Origin of the sequence: Streptomyces coacervatus (assembly GCF_029223485.1) — a bacterium.
Lineage (GTDB): Bacteria > Actinomycetota > Actinomycetes > Streptomycetales > Streptomycetaceae > Streptomyces > Streptomyces coacervatus.
The window spans coordinates 21,934-38,004 of record NZ_JARHTP010000040.1 but is presented as its reverse complement, the minus strand read 5'-3'; the positions used below and the strand labels follow the sequence as shown (position 1 = coordinate 38,004).

Annotated in this window: 13 protein-coding genes; 5 read left to right on the top strand and 8 right to left on the bottom strand. The window is 68.9% G+C overall.

The window, feature by feature from the left end; genetic code table 11:
- Positions 1-180 precede the first annotated feature (180 nt).
- Positions 181-3,621: a DNA polymerase III subunit alpha gene (locus P2Q00_RS49610; RefSeq protein WP_275781645.1), complete on the bottom strand. Its 3,441-nt coding sequence runs from the start codon at positions 3,619-3,621 to the stop codon at positions 181-183.
- A 369-nt stretch (positions 3,622-3,990) separates the two neighbouring features.
- On the opposite strand from P2Q00_RS49610, the gene P2Q00_RS49605 reads away from it, so the two are divergent.
- Entirely contained in the window at positions 3,991-4,158 is a 168-nt protein-coding gene (locus P2Q00_RS49605; protein WP_275781644.1) for a hypothetical protein, read from the top strand.
- 9 nt (positions 4,159-4,167) lie between these two features.
- Positions 4,168-5,625: a 3'-5' exonuclease gene (locus tag P2Q00_RS49600; RefSeq protein ID WP_275781642.1), complete on the top strand. Its 1,458-nt coding sequence runs from the start codon at positions 4,168-4,170 to the stop codon at positions 5,623-5,625.
- A 102-nt stretch (positions 5,626-5,727) separates the two neighbouring features.
- On the opposite strand, the gene P2Q00_RS49595 is transcribed toward P2Q00_RS49600, so the two are convergent.
- The 3 genes from P2Q00_RS49595 to P2Q00_RS49585 form a co-directional block, all read right to left on the bottom strand.
- Positions 5,728-8,202 (bottom strand): alpha/beta fold hydrolase, encoded by a 2,475-nt coding sequence (locus tag P2Q00_RS49595; RefSeq protein WP_275781641.1) that lies wholly within the window; start codon positions 8,200-8,202, stop codon positions 5,728-5,730.
- Positions 8,203-8,403: 201 nt separating this feature from the next.
- Positions 8,404-8,784 (bottom strand): toxin Doc, encoded by a 381-nt coding sequence (locus P2Q00_RS49590; RefSeq protein ID WP_275781640.1) that lies wholly within the window; start codon positions 8,782-8,784, stop codon positions 8,404-8,406.
- A 2-nt stretch (positions 8,785-8,786) separates the two neighbouring features.
- Positions 8,787-9,038, bottom strand: a complete 252-nt coding sequence (locus P2Q00_RS49585; protein ID WP_275781639.1) for an antitoxin MazE7 — start codon at positions 9,036-9,038, stop codon at positions 8,787-8,789.
- 238 nt (positions 9,039-9,276) lie between these two features.
- On the opposite strand from P2Q00_RS49585, the gene P2Q00_RS49580 reads away from it, so the two are divergent.
- Positions 9,277-10,245 (top strand): toll/interleukin-1 receptor domain-containing protein, encoded by a 969-nt coding sequence (locus P2Q00_RS49580; protein WP_275781638.1) that lies wholly within the window; start codon positions 9,277-9,279, stop codon positions 10,243-10,245.
- A 27-nt stretch (positions 10,246-10,272) separates the two neighbouring features.
- Here the strand turns inward: P2Q00_RS49580 and P2Q00_RS49575 are convergent, their stop codons facing one another.
- Positions 10,273-11,169, bottom strand: coding sequence for an ATP-dependent DNA ligase (locus P2Q00_RS49575; protein WP_275781637.1), 897 nt, complete (start codon positions 11,167-11,169; stop codon positions 10,273-10,275).
- 353 nt (positions 11,170-11,522) lie between these two features.
- Here P2Q00_RS49575 and P2Q00_RS49570 point away from each other — a divergent pair, with 353 nt between their 5' ends.
- Together P2Q00_RS49570 and P2Q00_RS49565 are read left to right on the top strand one after the other, a co-directional pair.
- On the top strand, positions 11,523-12,602 hold the full coding sequence (locus P2Q00_RS49570; RefSeq protein ID WP_275781636.1) for a hypothetical protein: 1,080 nt from the start codon (positions 11,523-11,525) through the stop codon (positions 12,600-12,602).
- 193 nt (positions 12,603-12,795) lie between these two features.
- Entirely contained in the window at positions 12,796-14,547 is a 1,752-nt protein-coding gene (locus P2Q00_RS49565) for a pentapeptide repeat-containing protein (protein WP_275781635.1), read from the top strand.
- Positions 14,548-14,649: 102 nt separating this feature from the next.
- On the opposite strand, the gene P2Q00_RS49560 is transcribed toward P2Q00_RS49565, so the two are convergent.
- From P2Q00_RS49560 to P2Q00_RS49550, 3 genes are all read right to left on the bottom strand, one after another.
- Positions 14,650-15,027 (bottom strand): PIN domain-containing protein, encoded by a 378-nt coding sequence (locus P2Q00_RS49560; protein ID WP_275781634.1) that lies wholly within the window; start codon positions 15,025-15,027, stop codon positions 14,650-14,652.
- Positions 15,024-15,287 (bottom strand): hypothetical protein, encoded by a 264-nt coding sequence (locus P2Q00_RS49555; protein WP_275781633.1) that lies wholly within the window; start codon positions 15,285-15,287, stop codon positions 15,024-15,026. The genes P2Q00_RS49560 and P2Q00_RS49555 overlap by 4 nt, the downstream gene beginning before the upstream one ends.
- Positions 15,288-15,400: 113 nt before the next feature.
- Positions 15,401-15,877: an NUDIX hydrolase gene (locus tag P2Q00_RS49550; protein WP_275781632.1), complete on the bottom strand. Its 477-nt coding sequence runs from the start codon at positions 15,875-15,877 to the stop codon at positions 15,401-15,403.
- Positions 15,878-16,071 lie beyond the last annotated feature (194 nt).

Genomic DNA, 16,071 nt, shown 5'->3' with positions numbered 1-16,071 from the left:
AAGCGCGCGACGCGAACCACGTCGCCGCACACTGGAAAGAGGCACTGAACCAGTTCTCACTCTTCTTCGAGGACCGGCTCAGCATCCAATGAAACCAGGCGACTTACACAAGATCACTGACACGCCCACGGTCGAGGACACCCCCGCGAGTGGGTGTTGGTGTGTCTCGTGAGACACATGTCAGCCTGGAGAACCCTGGCTGGTGTGACCGAGCTTGGTGAGGTCGGCGGCGCGCTGGCCGGCGGGCTGGAGGTCAGCCCAGGGGTGCATGCTCGCGCCGGTTTCGTGGGTGATGGTGCGGTGCGGTTCGGTACGCGGCGCCGCGGGCACCTCGGCGCCGGCGCCGAGGAGGCGCTGGACGGCTTCGGGTCCGTGGTCGCGGCGGGTGGCGGCGAGGTGCTCGAGGTCCCAGGCCATCTGCCCGGTGACGGTGTTGCGTTGGCCGCGGCGTTGGACTTGGCCGCGGACGAGGAGCAGGCCGCTGTGGAAGACGGTGTGGGCGCAGGCGTCGTGGGAGTCTTCGAAGAAGGCCAGGTCGACCAGGCCGGAGCCGTCTTCGAGGGTGACGAAGATGATCCGCTTCCCGGATGCGATGGGCGGGGTCTGGGTGGAGGCGCGGACGCCGGCGACGAGGACCTGCTGGCCGGGGTGCAGGCGCTTGAGGTGGGCGGCGTCGGTGGCGCCGAGCTCGCGTAGCAGCTGATGGTGGTGGTCCATGAGGTGCCGGCTCATGTCGACGCCGAGGATGTGCAGTTCCGCGTTGAGGGCTTCGCGGCTGGTCATCTCGGGCAGGCCGGACGGGGCGGCCGTGTGCTGGTCGGCAAGAGTGATGGGGAGTTGTCCGTCGCCGAGGGGGCGGCCGCGGTACTGGCGGTGCAGTTCGGTGATCTGCAGCAGCAGGTCGCGGCGGGTGAGGTTGCCGCGGAGGGGGTCGAGGACGCCGGCCTGGGCCAGGCGTTCGGCGGTGGGTTTGTTGGGGCGGGCGCGCTGCCACAGGTCGGAGAGGGAGGCGTAGGGCTGGCCGGCGGCGATCCGCTCGGTTTCTTCGGTGTGGATGCCGCGGATGGTGGAGAGGGCGAGGCGCACGGCCCAGGTTCCGTCGGGGGCGCGTTCGACGGTGTGGGTCGTCTGCGAGTGGTTGATGTCGACGGGCAGGACCGTCACGCCGCGGCGGCGGCTGTCTTGGATCAAGACGCGTTTGGGCCACATGCCGGGGTCGTGTTCGAGGAGGCCGGCCAGCAAAAAGGCTGGGTAATGGGCCTTGAGCCAGGCGGACTGCAGGGCCGGGACGGCGAAGGCGACGGCGTGGGCGCGGCAGAAGCCGTAGGCTCCGAACGCTTCGATGATCTTCCAGACGTGGGTGAGGACGTCGGCGCTGTAGCCGCGGGCGGTGGCGGTGCGGTGGAACCAGTCCCGCAGGCGGGGCAGTCTGGCGGGGTCGGCGAGGACGCGGCGGGCGACTTCGGCCAGGGCGCGGTCGCAGCCGGTCAGCGTGGCGATGATCTCGATGATTTGTTCGTGCCAGATGACGACGCCGTACGTATCGGCGAGGACTGGCTCGAGGTCGGGGTGCGGGTAGGTGGGGGTGGCGCCGTGCCGTGCGGCGATGTACTGCTCGGGCATCCCGGACGCGACTGGTCCTGGACGAAATAGGCTGATGTCGGCGATGACGTCGGCGACGTTGCGCGGCTGCAGCCTCGACAAAAGATCTTGCTGGCCGGGCGACTCGAGCTGGAACAGGCCCAGGGTCTGGGCGTCCTGGATGAGCTTGAAGGCGAAGTGGTCGTCGAGTGGGACCTGTTGGGGGTCGTCGAGGTCGATGTGTTGGCCGGTGACGCGTTCGATCTCGGTGACGGCGTGGGCCATCGCGGACTGCATCCGTACGCCGAGCACGTCCAGCTTGATCAGTCCAAGATCTTCGACTCCCTCCTTCGGCATCTGCACCATGGGGTAGCCGCCGGGTGTGGGCTGGACGGGCAGCCGGTCAAGGAGGGTGGCGTCGGAGATGATGACGCCGCAGGGGTGCATGGCCAGGCCGCGCGGCAGGGCGTCGAGGCCTTCGGCGAGTTCGAACAGCAGCCGGTAGCGGCCGGCTTCGGTGGCGAGCTGGCGCAGTTCGGGAAGTTCGGCGAGCGCCGCGGTGATGTCGGCGGCCCGGATGTGCGGAAAGCTCTTGGCGATCCGGTCGACGTCGTACGGGGCGATCCCCAAGGCAAGTCCGGTATCGCGCAGGGCGTGACGGGCACGGTAGGTCTCCGGCATGCCGGTCACGGCGACCCGTTCGGTGCCGAACCGTTCGATGATGCGGTCGTAGACCTCGAGCCGGCGGGCGGACTCCACGTCGATGTCGATGTCCGGGAGGCTCGCGCGGCGCACTGACAGGAACCGCTCCATGAGCAGGTTGAAGTCGAGCGGATTGGCGGTGGCAATGCCGAGCGTGTGGTTGACCATGCTGCCGGCGCCGGAACCGCGGGCCGCGACCCGGATGCCGAGCTCACGGGCATCGGCGACGACCTGGGCGACAGTGAGGAAGTACGTGTCGTACTTGAGCGTGCGAATGACCTCGAGCTCTTCCTCGAGACGTTGGCGGGCGCGGGGGTCGCGGTCGAGGCCGCGGCGGATGAGGCCGGCCTCGGCGCGCTCGCGCAGCAGGCGGGCCGCGTGTTCGGGGCCGCCGGGGGCGCCGACGACGGCAGGTTCGGGGAAGTGGGGACGGCCCAGGCCGAGGTCGCGGGCGGGGTCGACGGTGCAGTCGTCGGCCGTGGCCATGGTGTCGGCGAGCAGGCGGACCGCGCGGTCGTCTCCGTGGCCGGCGGCCGCGGCGATCCGGCGGGCAACCTCGGTCATGGCGGCCGGGTCCTTCAGCCAGCGCTCGCCGGAGTCGAGGTGGCGGCGGTCGATGGGGCGCAGCAGGCGGGCGGCGTCCAGGACGTCGGCGAGGCGGGGCTGGTCGGCATCGGCGTAGCGGACGGCGTTGGTCAGCACGGCGGGGATGCCCAGTTGATCGGCGAGGGTGAGGGTGCGGGCGGCCAGGCGCAGTGAACCGAGGCCGGTGTCGGCGAGGCCGAGCCAGCAGGTTTCCAGGCGCAGCTGAATGCCGGGCAGCTGCCGCCAGGGCGCGAGGAGGTGTTCGGCCAGATCGGGTCGGCCGGCGGCCAGGGCGCGGACGGGCTCGGAGGCGGGGCCGAGCAGCACGGTCAGCCCCTCCCCCGCGTGCTGGTGCAGGTCGTCCCAGGCCAGGACGGGCGGGCCGTCACCGTGGGCGTGCGCGGCGGAGGTCAGCCGGCACAGCCGCGCCCAGCCGGCGGCGGACTGGGCGAGCAGGACGACCCGGTGGGGCGGCTCGTAGACGTGGGCGCCGCCTCGGACCGGGGTGCGCAGGCGCTGGGTGGGGGCGGGGGCGAGCGGGGCGACGGCCAGGTTGATGCCGAAGATCGGCTGGATGCCGTGTTCGATGGCGGCCTGGGCGAACCGCACAGCACCGGTGACAGCGTCACGGTCGGCCAGGGCGAGCGCACTCATGCCGCGTTCGGCGGCGCGCTGGACGAGCTGCTCGGGGTGGGCGGCGCCGAAGCGGGTGGAGAACCCGGAGGCGGCGTTGAGGTGGGTAAAACCGCCCATGGCGCGCCTCCCATCCTCTGCCCCCTTCGGCCCGCTGCGTGGTGCACCGCTCCCCCAGTTCGAATATCTGTTCGAACATCGTAGCGCGTGAGATCCCAGGTCACGAGTGGGGCGGATGGGCGCCGCCCGCCCGGGGATACGCACCGCGCCCTCCCGCGGCCCCGGCAGCCCCGGCCCTGCCGGGGCCGGCGAAGCGCGTCGCCGGGTCCCGGGACGGCTCCGCCCGGGTGATTTTTTCCTCGCGTACGCGTGCGCAGTTCTAAGCGCATTGCCCCAACTTGCCTATTTTCAAAGGCTCTTGACAACTATTCATATGTTCTGTCACGTTCTGTTCCGCCAGGGCAGGGCGATCAGGAGAAGGGAAATGCGATGGGACGACGGAAGGGCTTCGGCCCGATTCAGCTCGCCGATCACGCGGGACTGAGCCGGTGGCAGGTCGAGCGGGGGCAGACCAAAGGACTCATTCCGGCCCCGGCCCTGGCCTCGGGCCGCTGGTCGGATGAGCAGGGCGAGGACGTCAAGGCTCGCCGGGAGTAGATCATCGAGGTGCTCGGTACCCATCCCGGATACGGGGCGAGCCGCGGGGCGAAGATGCTGGCCGAGGCGCCGGATCTCGCGGCCCGGAAGGTGGAGGTGTGGGCGTGCGACGTCGAACAGCTCGCCGAGCAGGGCGTGCTCGAGCGCGTCGGCGCATTCGAGGGCTACGCGCTGTACGACGAGCGGCAGCTCGTCTCCCCCACCGCGGCGATGTGCGCCGCGCTCGAGCAGATCGTGGCCGAGCGGGTCGCGTGGCTTCAGGCCTCGGCCCGGACGGATGAGGCGGCCGGCCGGTGCGGCTGGGAGGTGGCCGAGTTCGAGAAGGCCGCCAAGGACCAGGGCATCACGCCTGGGCGGTTCGGCCGGTGGGCGCTTGAGGAGGTCGAGCGGCTCGCCGGCAATGAGGTCCTGGGGGCGGACATCCTGGCCGCGCGGATGCTGGGCCCGGAGCTGGCGGCGCAGTACCTGGAGATCCGGCGCCGGGACCTGGACTACTGCATCGAGGCCGGATGGCTGGCGCCGGTCAGCCAGGTGCGCCGCACGGTGTGGTCGGGCGGCCGAGGCCATCGCAAGGTGGTCGAGGTGCCGATGTACCGGGTCGGGGACCTGGACGCGCTCGAGGACATCCCCGGGGTGGACTGGGAGGCGGTGCGGGCGACCAAGCCCGGCCGGCCGTCCCCGCTGCGGGCCTTCGCCCAGCTGGCGCCGCAGCGGGCCTCCGTCGCCCGCGCCTTCGTCGACGAGCTGCGCGAAAGGTTCGGTCTGCCGGTCTGGGCCCGCTTCGCCAACCTCGACAACCGCTGGCTGATCGACTGGGAGCCGGGCCCGGACGGCACCCCGTCAAAGGAAGACGTCGCCGCGATGCTCGCCGGCAACCCGGTCGCGTCTCGCTTCGCGGACGGCATCCAGTTGCTCAGCCGGCAGGGCGAGGCCATCCACTGGGCGCGGCGGATGCTGCAGCCCGGCATGGCCTGTGTGCTGGACACCGAGACGCATGACCTGTGGGGGCGGGTGATGGAGGTCGCGGTGGTGGACGCCGCTTCTGGCGAGATCCTCCTGGAGACGTTGGTCAATCCGCAGATCCCGGTGACCGAGGGCGCCCTCGCCGTGCATGGGATCAGTGACGCGATGGTCGCGGACGCACCGACCTGGGACCAGGTGATGCCGGATCTGCTGCGGGCCACCGCCGGACGAAAGATCCTTGCCTACAACGCGGAGTACGACCAGACGGTCATCGTGGGCGACTGCCTGCGGGTGGAGGCGGATCCCCAGCACCTGCAGGCGGAGGAGCAGTGGGGATGCATCATGCGTCGGCGCCTCGACTGGGAGGACATGCCCAACTTCCTTCCGCTGGGCGGCGGGCACCGTGCCCTCGGCGATACCTGCGCCGCCCTGGAAATGCTCACGTCCCTGGCGTCGGCCCCAAGTTGGGTGATGGAAAGTCTGGGAGAGAAGGTCGTCGCCTGATCTGAACTGCTCTGGCGGGCCCATCCATTGGGCCCGCCAGAGCAGTTCACGGTTGCCACTGTGTGCCCTCCCGCGCTCTTCACGAAGGCAGGTGTCCGTACCTTACGTAAGGAGATGCTCGTCGGCCTCGACATATCCGAAACCCTGGAGCATGCGTACGAGAGCGCGCCGAAGCACCTTCCGACGCTCGCTGTCCTCCACCATCGGAGACACGGTGATCGTCACCGCCATCTCGGGCAGCGAGTTGCGGTCGGTCGGCCCGACCTCGCCGAGATCGATCAGGGTGTCGAGGTTGGCCCGGGGCTGATCGTGCGGTCCCTCGGCACTCATCCGCAGCTCAACGGTGGGTGGGCCAGCCCACCGCATCGTCGTGGCATCACATGCAGCCGCCGGCAGGACATCGGCTGCTGTCTCCCAGGCCGCCAGCAGGACGGACGTCACTTCCTCGAGGGTGAGTTTGGTTGACGCACCCGGTGGGAGAACGGCAGCCCAGGCTTCGGCGTCCTGGATCGTGACCTCGGCGCAGGTCACCGTCGCCGATTGCAGGGTGCCGGGCAGAACAGCTATGACCGCCCCGGTCAGCGCCGCCCTACCGTCCGGGGATGCGATGGTTGCCGAATAGCTGATGGAGTCGTTGGCGTTGCGGTTCGGCCCCAGGTCCCAGTTCGCGGCGCGTAGATCCGCGCCTCTCCGGAGCGAGAGGGTGGTCACCGCACCGGCGAGACGGCTGAAGGGGAGTTGGGCCTTGAGGTCGCGGCGACGCGCCGGTGTGACTTCCAGTTCTTCACTGGTGTCCCAGGGCAGCGTGATGACGGCGCGCAGCCGCAGTTGGGGTGCAGGTTGGGGGCCGGGCCAGTTGGTGGCGGAGCGTGTTTGGTTGAAGCTCAGATCTACTTGAGGTTCCCAACGCCAACCGTTGTCGAAGCGGACCAGCCAGCCCTTGCCCCAGTTTCCGCCTTCGAGGGCGACGCGCTGTACGTCTGGGCCGAGCATGGTCGGCTCGGTCCCTGGGGCGGTGGGGTATCCGACCGCGTTGAGGGGGTCGCCGTCCGCTGCTGGACGTCCTGCCCGTACAAGGGCACTCCAGAGAAGTTCGCTTACGGCTACGGCCCGGCCGTCCCTCAGACTGAGCACCCAGCCGGGCCCGGATTCCTCGGCGGCCGCGAAGTGCTGCACGGCGGTGGCGCCGGAGAGGTACGCGTCGGAGTCCGGCGCCCCGATTCCTGCTGACCGGAGCTGCTCGTACGCCTCCCGCAGTTCGCGTTCGTAGCGGGGCAGTCCCTGGCCCACACGCGGCTGCGGGCCGGCGGCGTTGGGTACTGCAACAGTCGTCGGCGTGCTCGTGCCACTGGGCAGGGATGATGTTCCTGCTGGCGCGAGCAGGCGCTCGTTGAGGAGGCGTACCAGGGCGTCGTAGGCTTCGAAGAAGGCGTCGCGTAGCGTGTGCAGCCGCAGCTCGCTCTCACCGGGCTGGTACTCGCCGAGAACGAATGTCCAGGCGTCTTCCCTCTCCCGCGCTGGCAGATTTTCGAACGCCTTGGCATCGACACGGTCGGCGAAGAGAAGGTCGATCATTGCCTTGCTCAGGTCCGTGGTGGCTCTGCTGCACGCCGTTGCGGCATCGCGCAACGCGGGATCGATGAAGTGGAGGGGGTCGTTGCTGAGGGCATCAGCGGCTTCGTGGAAGAGTCTGTTGACTCGGCCGCTGACGATGAAGAAGTCCTGGGTGCGCAGCGTTTTGAGCCAGTCAGCATATGGAGGCAGTACGTCCAAGATCCGCGCGGCCTTCGCGCTGTCGCCCCACGGCGCAATCTGGGCTGCGGGTGCGGAGGGACTCGAGGCGGGGGCACTTGGATCATCCGGATCTGTCTGCTCGGCTTCCAGCAGATGGGTGCGAAGAGCGACGTAGGCAGGGTGCTCGTACGTCCGGGCCTGGATGATGCTGAAGTGATCTCCGGGAAGCATGAAGACCTGGGGGAAGTTTCCCTGAGCGGAGGCGCGAACGACGACTTTGTCCTCCTCTCCCCCGAAGACCCAGAACGGGATGGGGCACGAGGACGCTCCCACCTGCTTGGCATAGACGATCTGGTCAAGGACCGTTTGTTGGGCGTCCCTTACCTCAGGGTTGAGTGGTCCCAGTGCGCGCACTTGAGGATTCTTCGACCACCACTTGCGGCGAAGCTGCAGCGCGAAGTCGGAGCCGCCGTTGGGGCAGGCAAACAGGACGACGCCTCGGATCTTGGCGAGTTGCTGCCCTTGCCCGCTGTGGAGCATCCGCGCGAGGTAGCGCTGAACGATCAGCCCGCCTTGGCTGTGGGCGACGAGGAACAGGCGGTCGTGCTCGGCCGCGTCGTACTGCAAGAACGTCTTCAGCCGGTCTGCGAGGTCGTTGTAGTCGGGAGTACGACGGTCGGGTCTGAAACGGAACTTGGGTGTTGCGTACCCAAACCGTCTCACCGCGACATTAGCCAGCTCCTCATCGGATTCGAGAAGCCCGGCGAGCGGATCCCATGTCTCCTCGGACGAGAAGAGCCCATGGATGAACACCACTCCGAGGTTGGTGGCGCCTATGCCCACTGTGCCTCCATGACTTCCTCACAACGTCTCGTGCGTGGCTGATTGTTGCGCACCGGTATGCCGCTCGGCGTGGTGGTACGCGCAGTCGTTCAATCGTTAGTTCGCCCCCGGCGCTCGGATGTCGTCGGGCAGCAAGTAGCGGGCCAGGCCGGCGCGGAGAGCAGGCCTGGCCCGCTGGGCGGGAGTTCGGGCTGGTGCTGTTTACCCGTCGCTGCGCCAGGAGCGCAGTCGGTCGGCGATGTCGTAGACAGTGAGCCGCAGTGCGCGGATATCGGTGATCAGATCCCGCCACGGCTCGAAGGAGTCGTCGATCTCCTCCCCGGAGGCCCGGATGTACGCCACCGCGACGCCGTACGCGAAGTACGCGTTGCGGGCCGGCAGCGGGCGCAGCAGCACCAACTGTTCCAGCAGCGCGGCGGCCCGCCAGTAGGCGTCGGGCGTGCCCACGTCCAGCTGTGGGGTGTTCACCCGGTGTCGGGCCACGGCGGCCACCAGTCCCGAGTAGTCCCGAACGCCGAGTTCCTTGCCAAGTAGCTCCTCCTGCCGATCCAGGAGCCACCTGATGTCGATGTGCAGGTCCAAGGTCAGGCCGCCCGGCCTGCGGCGTCCCGGCGGGGTAGAGCGTCATTCGGGAAGGCCGCGTCGAACGCCTCGGCCAGTCCGGGCTGTGCGATGACCTCGCGGAACACGGCGGTCGCCTTGCTCAGCTTGATCTGGTTCTCTTCCTCTATGGCCAGCTCGGCCAGGTAGGCGCGCACGCTCTGTCCGCGGGCTGCGGCGACCGCAGCGAACCGGTCCCTGGTCTCTGAGTCGACCTTTACGGTGGTGTCAGCCATAACCCGAGTATGCACCCATGGGTACCTTTGCGAATACCTGTCGCGCGACCACAGCCGCTTTCGGTCTGCTGCTCGTCGCACAGCTCGGACGTCAGGTCGCCGCGCACAGCTGGTAGTCATCACGTGTTCGAGACTCGCTCTATCCGTCCGCTGCCGCTTGGCTCTCGTGCCCGGTCGTCGTACCGCCCCAGCTCGATCTCGGCGCGCAGGCGAGTGCCGGGCCACGCATCCTGGGCTCATGGAGCCCGACGCTGCGAAACCGCCCGGTGCATTCCTCTCCCACGCCAGCGAGGACAAGCCCGGCTTCGTCGAGCCCCTTGCGCGCGAACTCCTCAGCCGCGGGGTGGCGGCATGGCTCGACAAGTGGGAAATCCGTCCGGGGGACAGCCTTGTGCGACGCCTGTTCGATGAGGGCATCGCGATGGCCGACGCCGTTGTGGCCGTCGTCTCGCAGCACTCGGTGGACAAGCCGTGGGTGCGCGAGGAACTCGACGCGGCGGCGGTGGCCCGTGTCAACGGGGAATCCCTCCTGATTCCAGTTCGGCTCGACGAAGTACCGATGCCCGCACCGTTGAAACCCCTCCTGTGGATCACTGCTGATCGCACCCCGGAAGGTGTCGTGCACACCGCGCAGCAGATCGCGGACACTCTGCACGGTTACAACCCGCGGCCGGCTGTCGGTCCCTTGCCCGCATACGCCCGGGTTGGGGCCGTCGTTCTAAGCCTGAACACAGCGGACACGGTCTTGCTCACCGAGACCATCCGGGAGGCGCTCAGGACCAACGAGATGATGCTGCTCAACTGGGCTGCGGTGAAGTCTCGGGCCAAGGATGCCGGTCTCAGCGACGAGCGTGTGGAGGAGAGCCTGCACATGCTCGGTGAGCAGGAATACGTCGACGTGACACTTCGGGCCAGTGGTGCCCATGACTACCACCTGACTCGAAAGGGCTATCGCGCCGGGATCTCCACCGTGCTGCCGAAGGTCGAGGAGCACCGCCGAGCGGTCATCGCTGAGCTTGTCAACGACCAGCCGATGGGTAGCACGGTCATCGACGATCTCGCAGCGCGCACAGAAACTCCGCCCCTGGTGGTGGAGCAGATTCTTAACGATCTCCAGGATCAAGGAAAGTTGTCTTATCGCCGCTATATGGGCAATTCGAGCAAGCTGCACTCCGTCAGCCCGACGCTCCGGCGGCTTCTGGACTAGCGTCACCAGGGGCTAGATGACGGCGCTCTATGCCTCAGGTGGCTGCAGATACTCCGGCTTCAAGTCGGATCGGACTCGGCGGACACGCGGTCGGTGCCGGTAACGTCCGAACTCCAACCGCGGCTGGTCAACCTCGATCTCCACCACGACCTCCGGCTTGACCGGCCGGAAGCGCACCGGATCCGCGCCCGGCAGCCCGCCTACCGTGCCGGGGAGCTCGCGCATCTCTTCGCCGGCCGCGTGCAGGAGCGGTGCCACGGCCAGGCGGACCTGTTGAGTGAGCGGCAGGCTTACGCCAACCGCCCGCATCTTGCCGCCCGTTGGCTGACCCAGCACGAGAGACTGCGCCGCCGGGGACCTGCCGGTCACCCCGATGACCACGGCCTCCACGGTGTGGCGTTGGCGCCACTTCACCCAGCCCGAGGCAAGACCGGCGGCGTACGGGGCGTCGGTCCGCTTGCCCACCAGGCCTTCCACACCGGCGAGTGCGCCGACCCACTGGTGGGCTTGCCCACGGTCCTCGGTGCTCGGCACCGCCCGCAGGGTGGCCGGGCCGCCCTCGAGGAGACGCAGCAACTCAGTGCGGCGCTCGGCATACGGGCGGGGCCGCCAGTCGGCGTCGCCGACGGCGAGGACGTCGAAGAGGGCAACGTGGACGGTGAAGTCGGCGCCGCGCCGCGGCCCGCGGCGGCCGGCCCGGCTCTGCAGCCGGTCGAAGGCCACGCCGGAGCCGTCATTGAGGACAGCGACGAGCTCACCGTCGAGGACGGCGTCCGGGAGGTCGGCGGCAGCGGCTGCGACGTCGGAGAACTGGCGGGACAAGTCAGTGCCGTGCCGGCTCCATACTCGTCGGGTCGCGGTGTGGATCTGGCATCTCCAGCCGTCCCATTTCGGCTCGAGCGCCCAGCCCGGAGACTCGGGCACGACAGCGACTGGGCGTGCCAGAGCGAGCGGGGCGGGCAGAGCGAAGGGCGGCACCGGGACCTCCTGCGGGGCCTTCAGCCTAGGTCGGCGCCCCTTCGCCCGCGCTCGGGGACCAGTGGGCCAGCGCCCCGCGCAGTCCGCCGGCCTGCCGCACGTACCGGGCGGGGCATCGGACTGAGCATCGCGGGCCGTCTGCTTCTCGCACTGCTGGGCTCGCACACCCGTGCCCGGCGTTCGGTTGTTTGAAGACACGCGGTCGGACTCAACTCCACGGAAATCCGGGGGCCGTTCCGCTCGGCGCGGCGGTACGCTGCTCTCTTCGCCCGACGGCGGAGTCACCCGCGGGGGAACCCATGCCCCAGACGCCCACCGGCCTGTTCCCGGTCACCGACCCCGGCCTCCGGGACAAAGGCCGGCAGAAGATGCACGGCCTGGCCCTGTACATCACCCACATCTGGGAGGCCACCGCCTCCACCGACACCACCCTGGTCCGCGGCGTCGGCCTGGACGTCGACGTCGAACGCATCGCGCTGGAGATCGCCCCCGCTCTCTCCGCCGTGCGCACCCTGGACCTCGAGGTCATACGGGCCAGCCAGAGCCCGGCCGAAGGCGGGCGCTACCTGGCACTGCAGGACACCGACCCCCAGGGTCAGGTCGTACTCGGCCTCGTGCTCGCCCGCAACGCCGACACCCACCTCCCGGCCACCCTCGACCTCCATGTCGACCGCGTCGTGGAGATGAACGGCGAGTGGCGGGTGCTGCCCTCCTGGCAGCCGTACGACCGGCTGCCCGCCGTCGTCCAGGCCAGCACCGGCACCCGGCCCGCCAACCACACCGCCTACCGGGCAGCCGTCGGCGGCCACCTCGTCATTGAGACCCTCCTGGACGCCTTCGCGTTCTTCCTGCGCTGCGACCCCGCCCTCGCCCTGCGCCTTCCCGGCACGGGCGAGCTGGCGTACTTCCCGCTGCTGCCATACGCGACCCACGACTACGAGCGCCGCCACCCGGACCAGCCCAACCGGTCGGTGATCGCGGCCGAGGTCCGCCGCGCCGCCGAGGACGCCCCGCCCTCGGGCACCGGCCGGGAGATCCTCTACCGCCTCGCCAGCGACGGCACCCCGGTGTACTGCGGGTACACCGTTGACTTCGGGCTGCGCTCGTCGTTCACCGAGGCCGGCTGCCAGATCGTGCGTGACCTCCAGGCGGGATTCCCCTACACGGCCGTCAGCGCCGACGGCTCGCGGCACGACATCACCGCTGGTGCCGACGGCCGCCCGTACGCGGACGGCGTCGCCCTGGAGAGCTACCCCTTCGCCCAGCCCTACCGTGATCCGCGCCCCGAGACCTGGTTGCAGTGGTGGCAGCTGACGAGCGAGGACGCCTTCCTCTACCGCCGTCAGCGCCACGACACCGGGACGCCGCGCTCACTGTGAAAGGGTCCGCTCCCTTCCTGGGCCACTGTCCGGTCGGGGCCGCTGTCTGGCTACGCGCCGTCCGGAGCAGGGAGCCGGACTCCACGGGCGCGGGACACCAAGCGGGTACGTTGACGGGCAGGCAGCAGGATCTAGTCGAGGGTCATGGGCAGAGGCAGAGGAACTGCCTGGCTGGTGGGATCATCCTTGGAGCATGACGTCTGCACACTTCGAGCCCTCATCCATGAACTCGCCGCCGCGGTGGCCGTATTGTGGCCACGACGCCACCCGGGATGATCCTGTCGGCTGCAGGGGCATCCACGTCGCCGGATATACGGCGTGCCTGGCCCACCTGGCGGTAACCGATCGCGCCGCCTACCTGGCGACCCTGACTCCTGGCGCCGCCATCGATCACCGCGGCACCCCTTTCACCACAGACCTCCTGGCGCAGTTACTCAGTGGACTGAACGATCCCAGCACCCACAAGCCGCGCATCGGACCCGCCCGATTCGATGCGGCGTTTTTCGCTGGTGACGCCTCGTTCGATGAGGCGATTTTCACCGGCGACGCCCGATTCCGCGAGGTGGCCTTCACTGGCAACGCCCAGTTCAGCAACGTGATCTTCTCCGGCCTCAGCCTGTTCAACGAGTCGGCTTTCACCGGTGACGCCTCGTTTAGGGGAGCGTCCTTCACCGGCCTCGCTGTGTTCCGAGGAGCGAAATTCACTCGCCGCGCCTGGTTCGACCAGGCGTCCTTCTCGTCCCCCGGTGTCACGTTCAATGGGGCACGGTTTGAGACGGAATCACACCCAGGGACACTGCACTGCGATGGAGGAGTGGCGCTGGACGGTGCGGTCTTCGGTGCGCCGGTGATGGTGTGGATCGCTGCCCGCTGGGTGAGTTGCGTGCGTACGCAGTGGGTATCGACCGCCACGCTGTATCTGCGCCACGCCGAGGTGGACCTGAGGAACGCAGTCGTGGAGCATCCGGTGACAATCGCCGCCCACCCCACACCGTTCCCCTTGACCGGCCGACGGCACGAGACAGGGCTGCGTGACCTGGACCCCGGCGTGCGTGTGACGTCCGTGAGCGGGGTCGACGCCGCGCACTTGGTGTTGCAGGACATCGACCTCAGCGTCTGCCAGTTCGCTGGCGCAATCCATCTCGACCAGCTCCGCGTGGACGGTTGGTGCACCTTCGCCGGCAGTCCCGCCAGCGCCGGGTGGTACCGGCTCTTCCCCTGGCGGTGGAGTCGGCGGCGCACGCTGGTCGAGGAGCACCACTGGCGTGCGCAGCCCGGCCGCGCCGCCATCGGGGTCCGCGGCCATGGCTATCCGACTCCGCCTGGGGAGCACCCTTGGCCGTTCGTGCGGGCCTGGGCCCGAGGCTGGGTGCCTCCGCCCGAAGGCATCACTGCCTTGCAGCCGGCTGCGCTGGCCGCGTTGTACCGGCAGATGCGCAAGTCGCTGGAGGACGGCAAGAACGAGCCGGATGCCGCCGACTTCTACTACGGCGAGATGGAGATGCGTCGCCACGACACCACCCGTCCTGTTGCCGAACGTGCGCTGTTGACCGCTTACTGGGCCCTGTCCGGCTACGGTCTGCGCGCCACCCGCGCACTCGCCTGGCTGGTCTTGGCTATGAGCGCCTCCGTCGTGGCGCTGATGCTGTGGGGACTGCCGGCCAAGACACCGGAGCCGGAGACTACCGGCCGCCAGACCGGGCCCAACATCACCCTCACCACCGACACTCCCGCTCCAGCCAACCCCACCGGTCCCTGGGCCGAGCGCATCACCGGGCAACGGTTTGAAGAGGCCCTGCGCGTAGTGATCAACTCGGTGGTCTTCCGCTCCTCCGACCAGGACCTCACCACCGCCGGCACCTACACCGAGATGGCCTCCCGCTTCACCGAGCCCATCCTGCTAGGCCTGGCCGCCCTCGCTATCCGCGGCCGCGTCAAACGCTAGACCGACCCTCGTTCGTACCAGAGGGTCCCTACTCGCGGTGACCGACGAGGGCAATCCGGCAAGGAACTCTGCTCACGATGAACCAACACAAGCAATGCCCTGTCAGGGGCCCATGGGGTTCAGTGGGCTGACTCCGGTTCCTGCGTACAGCTCGGGGTCCAGGGACAGCAGCGTCGCGTCGTCTCCGGTCTGCTGAGCCACGACAACCGAGGAGGCCGGGTGGAGGATCCGCCAGTCCGCCTGCCGCCAGGCGACCGCGGCCAGGGCATGGGCGCGCGTGAAGTCGGTGACCGTGGTGAAGCGACGGTTGAGGATGTCCTGGCCTGATCCGGGCCTGGCCCGCTCGGCGACGGTGGCGGACAGGGCGGGAATCGCGATCTCGGCATAGCCGTAACTGGCTTCGACGTACAGGCCGTTGAGGAATTCGTCGCCCTCGGCGAGCGCCTGGATGCAGGTGTGGTCGAGCAGGACGCGGATCACGCGGCGTGGTGCTCCTGTCCGAGGTTCTGCAGGAAGGTCCGGGCCCGGGCCCGGACGTCGTCGGAGACGGTCACGCCGGTGGCCTGCCGGACTTCTTCCAGGGCCTGCTGTGCGCGGTGCTCCTTCTCCTCCTCGGTCAGCTCACGCGTGACCAGCTCCGCCAGGAGCTCGTTCATGGTGGTGCCGCGTTCGCTGGCCAGGGTCTTCAGGCGGTCGCGCACGTCCTTGGTGGTCTTGATGCTGGTGTCCTGGTCTCCCATGGACCCCACTCTACCGCCAGTAGAACGACCGAGCCCCGGCGGATTCTCGGGCGTTCTAGCAGGGTGTGCTGCCCACCACAGCGTGCAGGGGCGGGGTGCACAGGCTCGACTCATCAGCCGGCCAAGATGATCGGCCGCTGGGGCATGTGCCCCTCGGCCACGGCAGCAACCAGGTCAGCGAGTCCCCTCGGGTACACGGTCGCACGGGTGGACCGCAGCTCACCCTCGGTCCACCACCGATATTCACGGATGTTGTCGGGCTGCGCGGCGCAGGCCGGGTGCACGTCGGCCGGGGAAACGCGTGCGAGGTAGTACCGCTCGACCTGGCGGACTTCACGCCCGCCCACCCGGTGGTCCTTGCAGCGCTGCGCGAGCTGCGCGCCCAGCTCGACGTTCTTCGCGTCAATGCCGAGTTCCTCCCCCAGTTCCCGGAGCGTCGCCGTGGCGTGGTCCTCCCCTTCCTCGAGGGACCCTCCGGGCGTGACCCAGAAGCCGCCGTTCTCGTCGTATCGAAGGAGAAGGACACGCTGGTCCGCGTCGAGGACGACGGCGCGGGCGGCTTCCCTGATGGGCGGGGTGGGGGTCGTCATCCCCTCATCGTGCCCGCCCACCGGTGAGGTCGAGCTCGATCGACGAAGCAGCCTGCGGAGCGGCCTGCAGCGGGTCGGGCCGGGAAGATCAGCCGCCGACCCAGGGGCACAAAGAACGGTACGCATAACTTGACTATGCATAGTCGAGATCCGCATTATGGGTGTGGTGTATCGCCGACACACTGGGCAGTAGT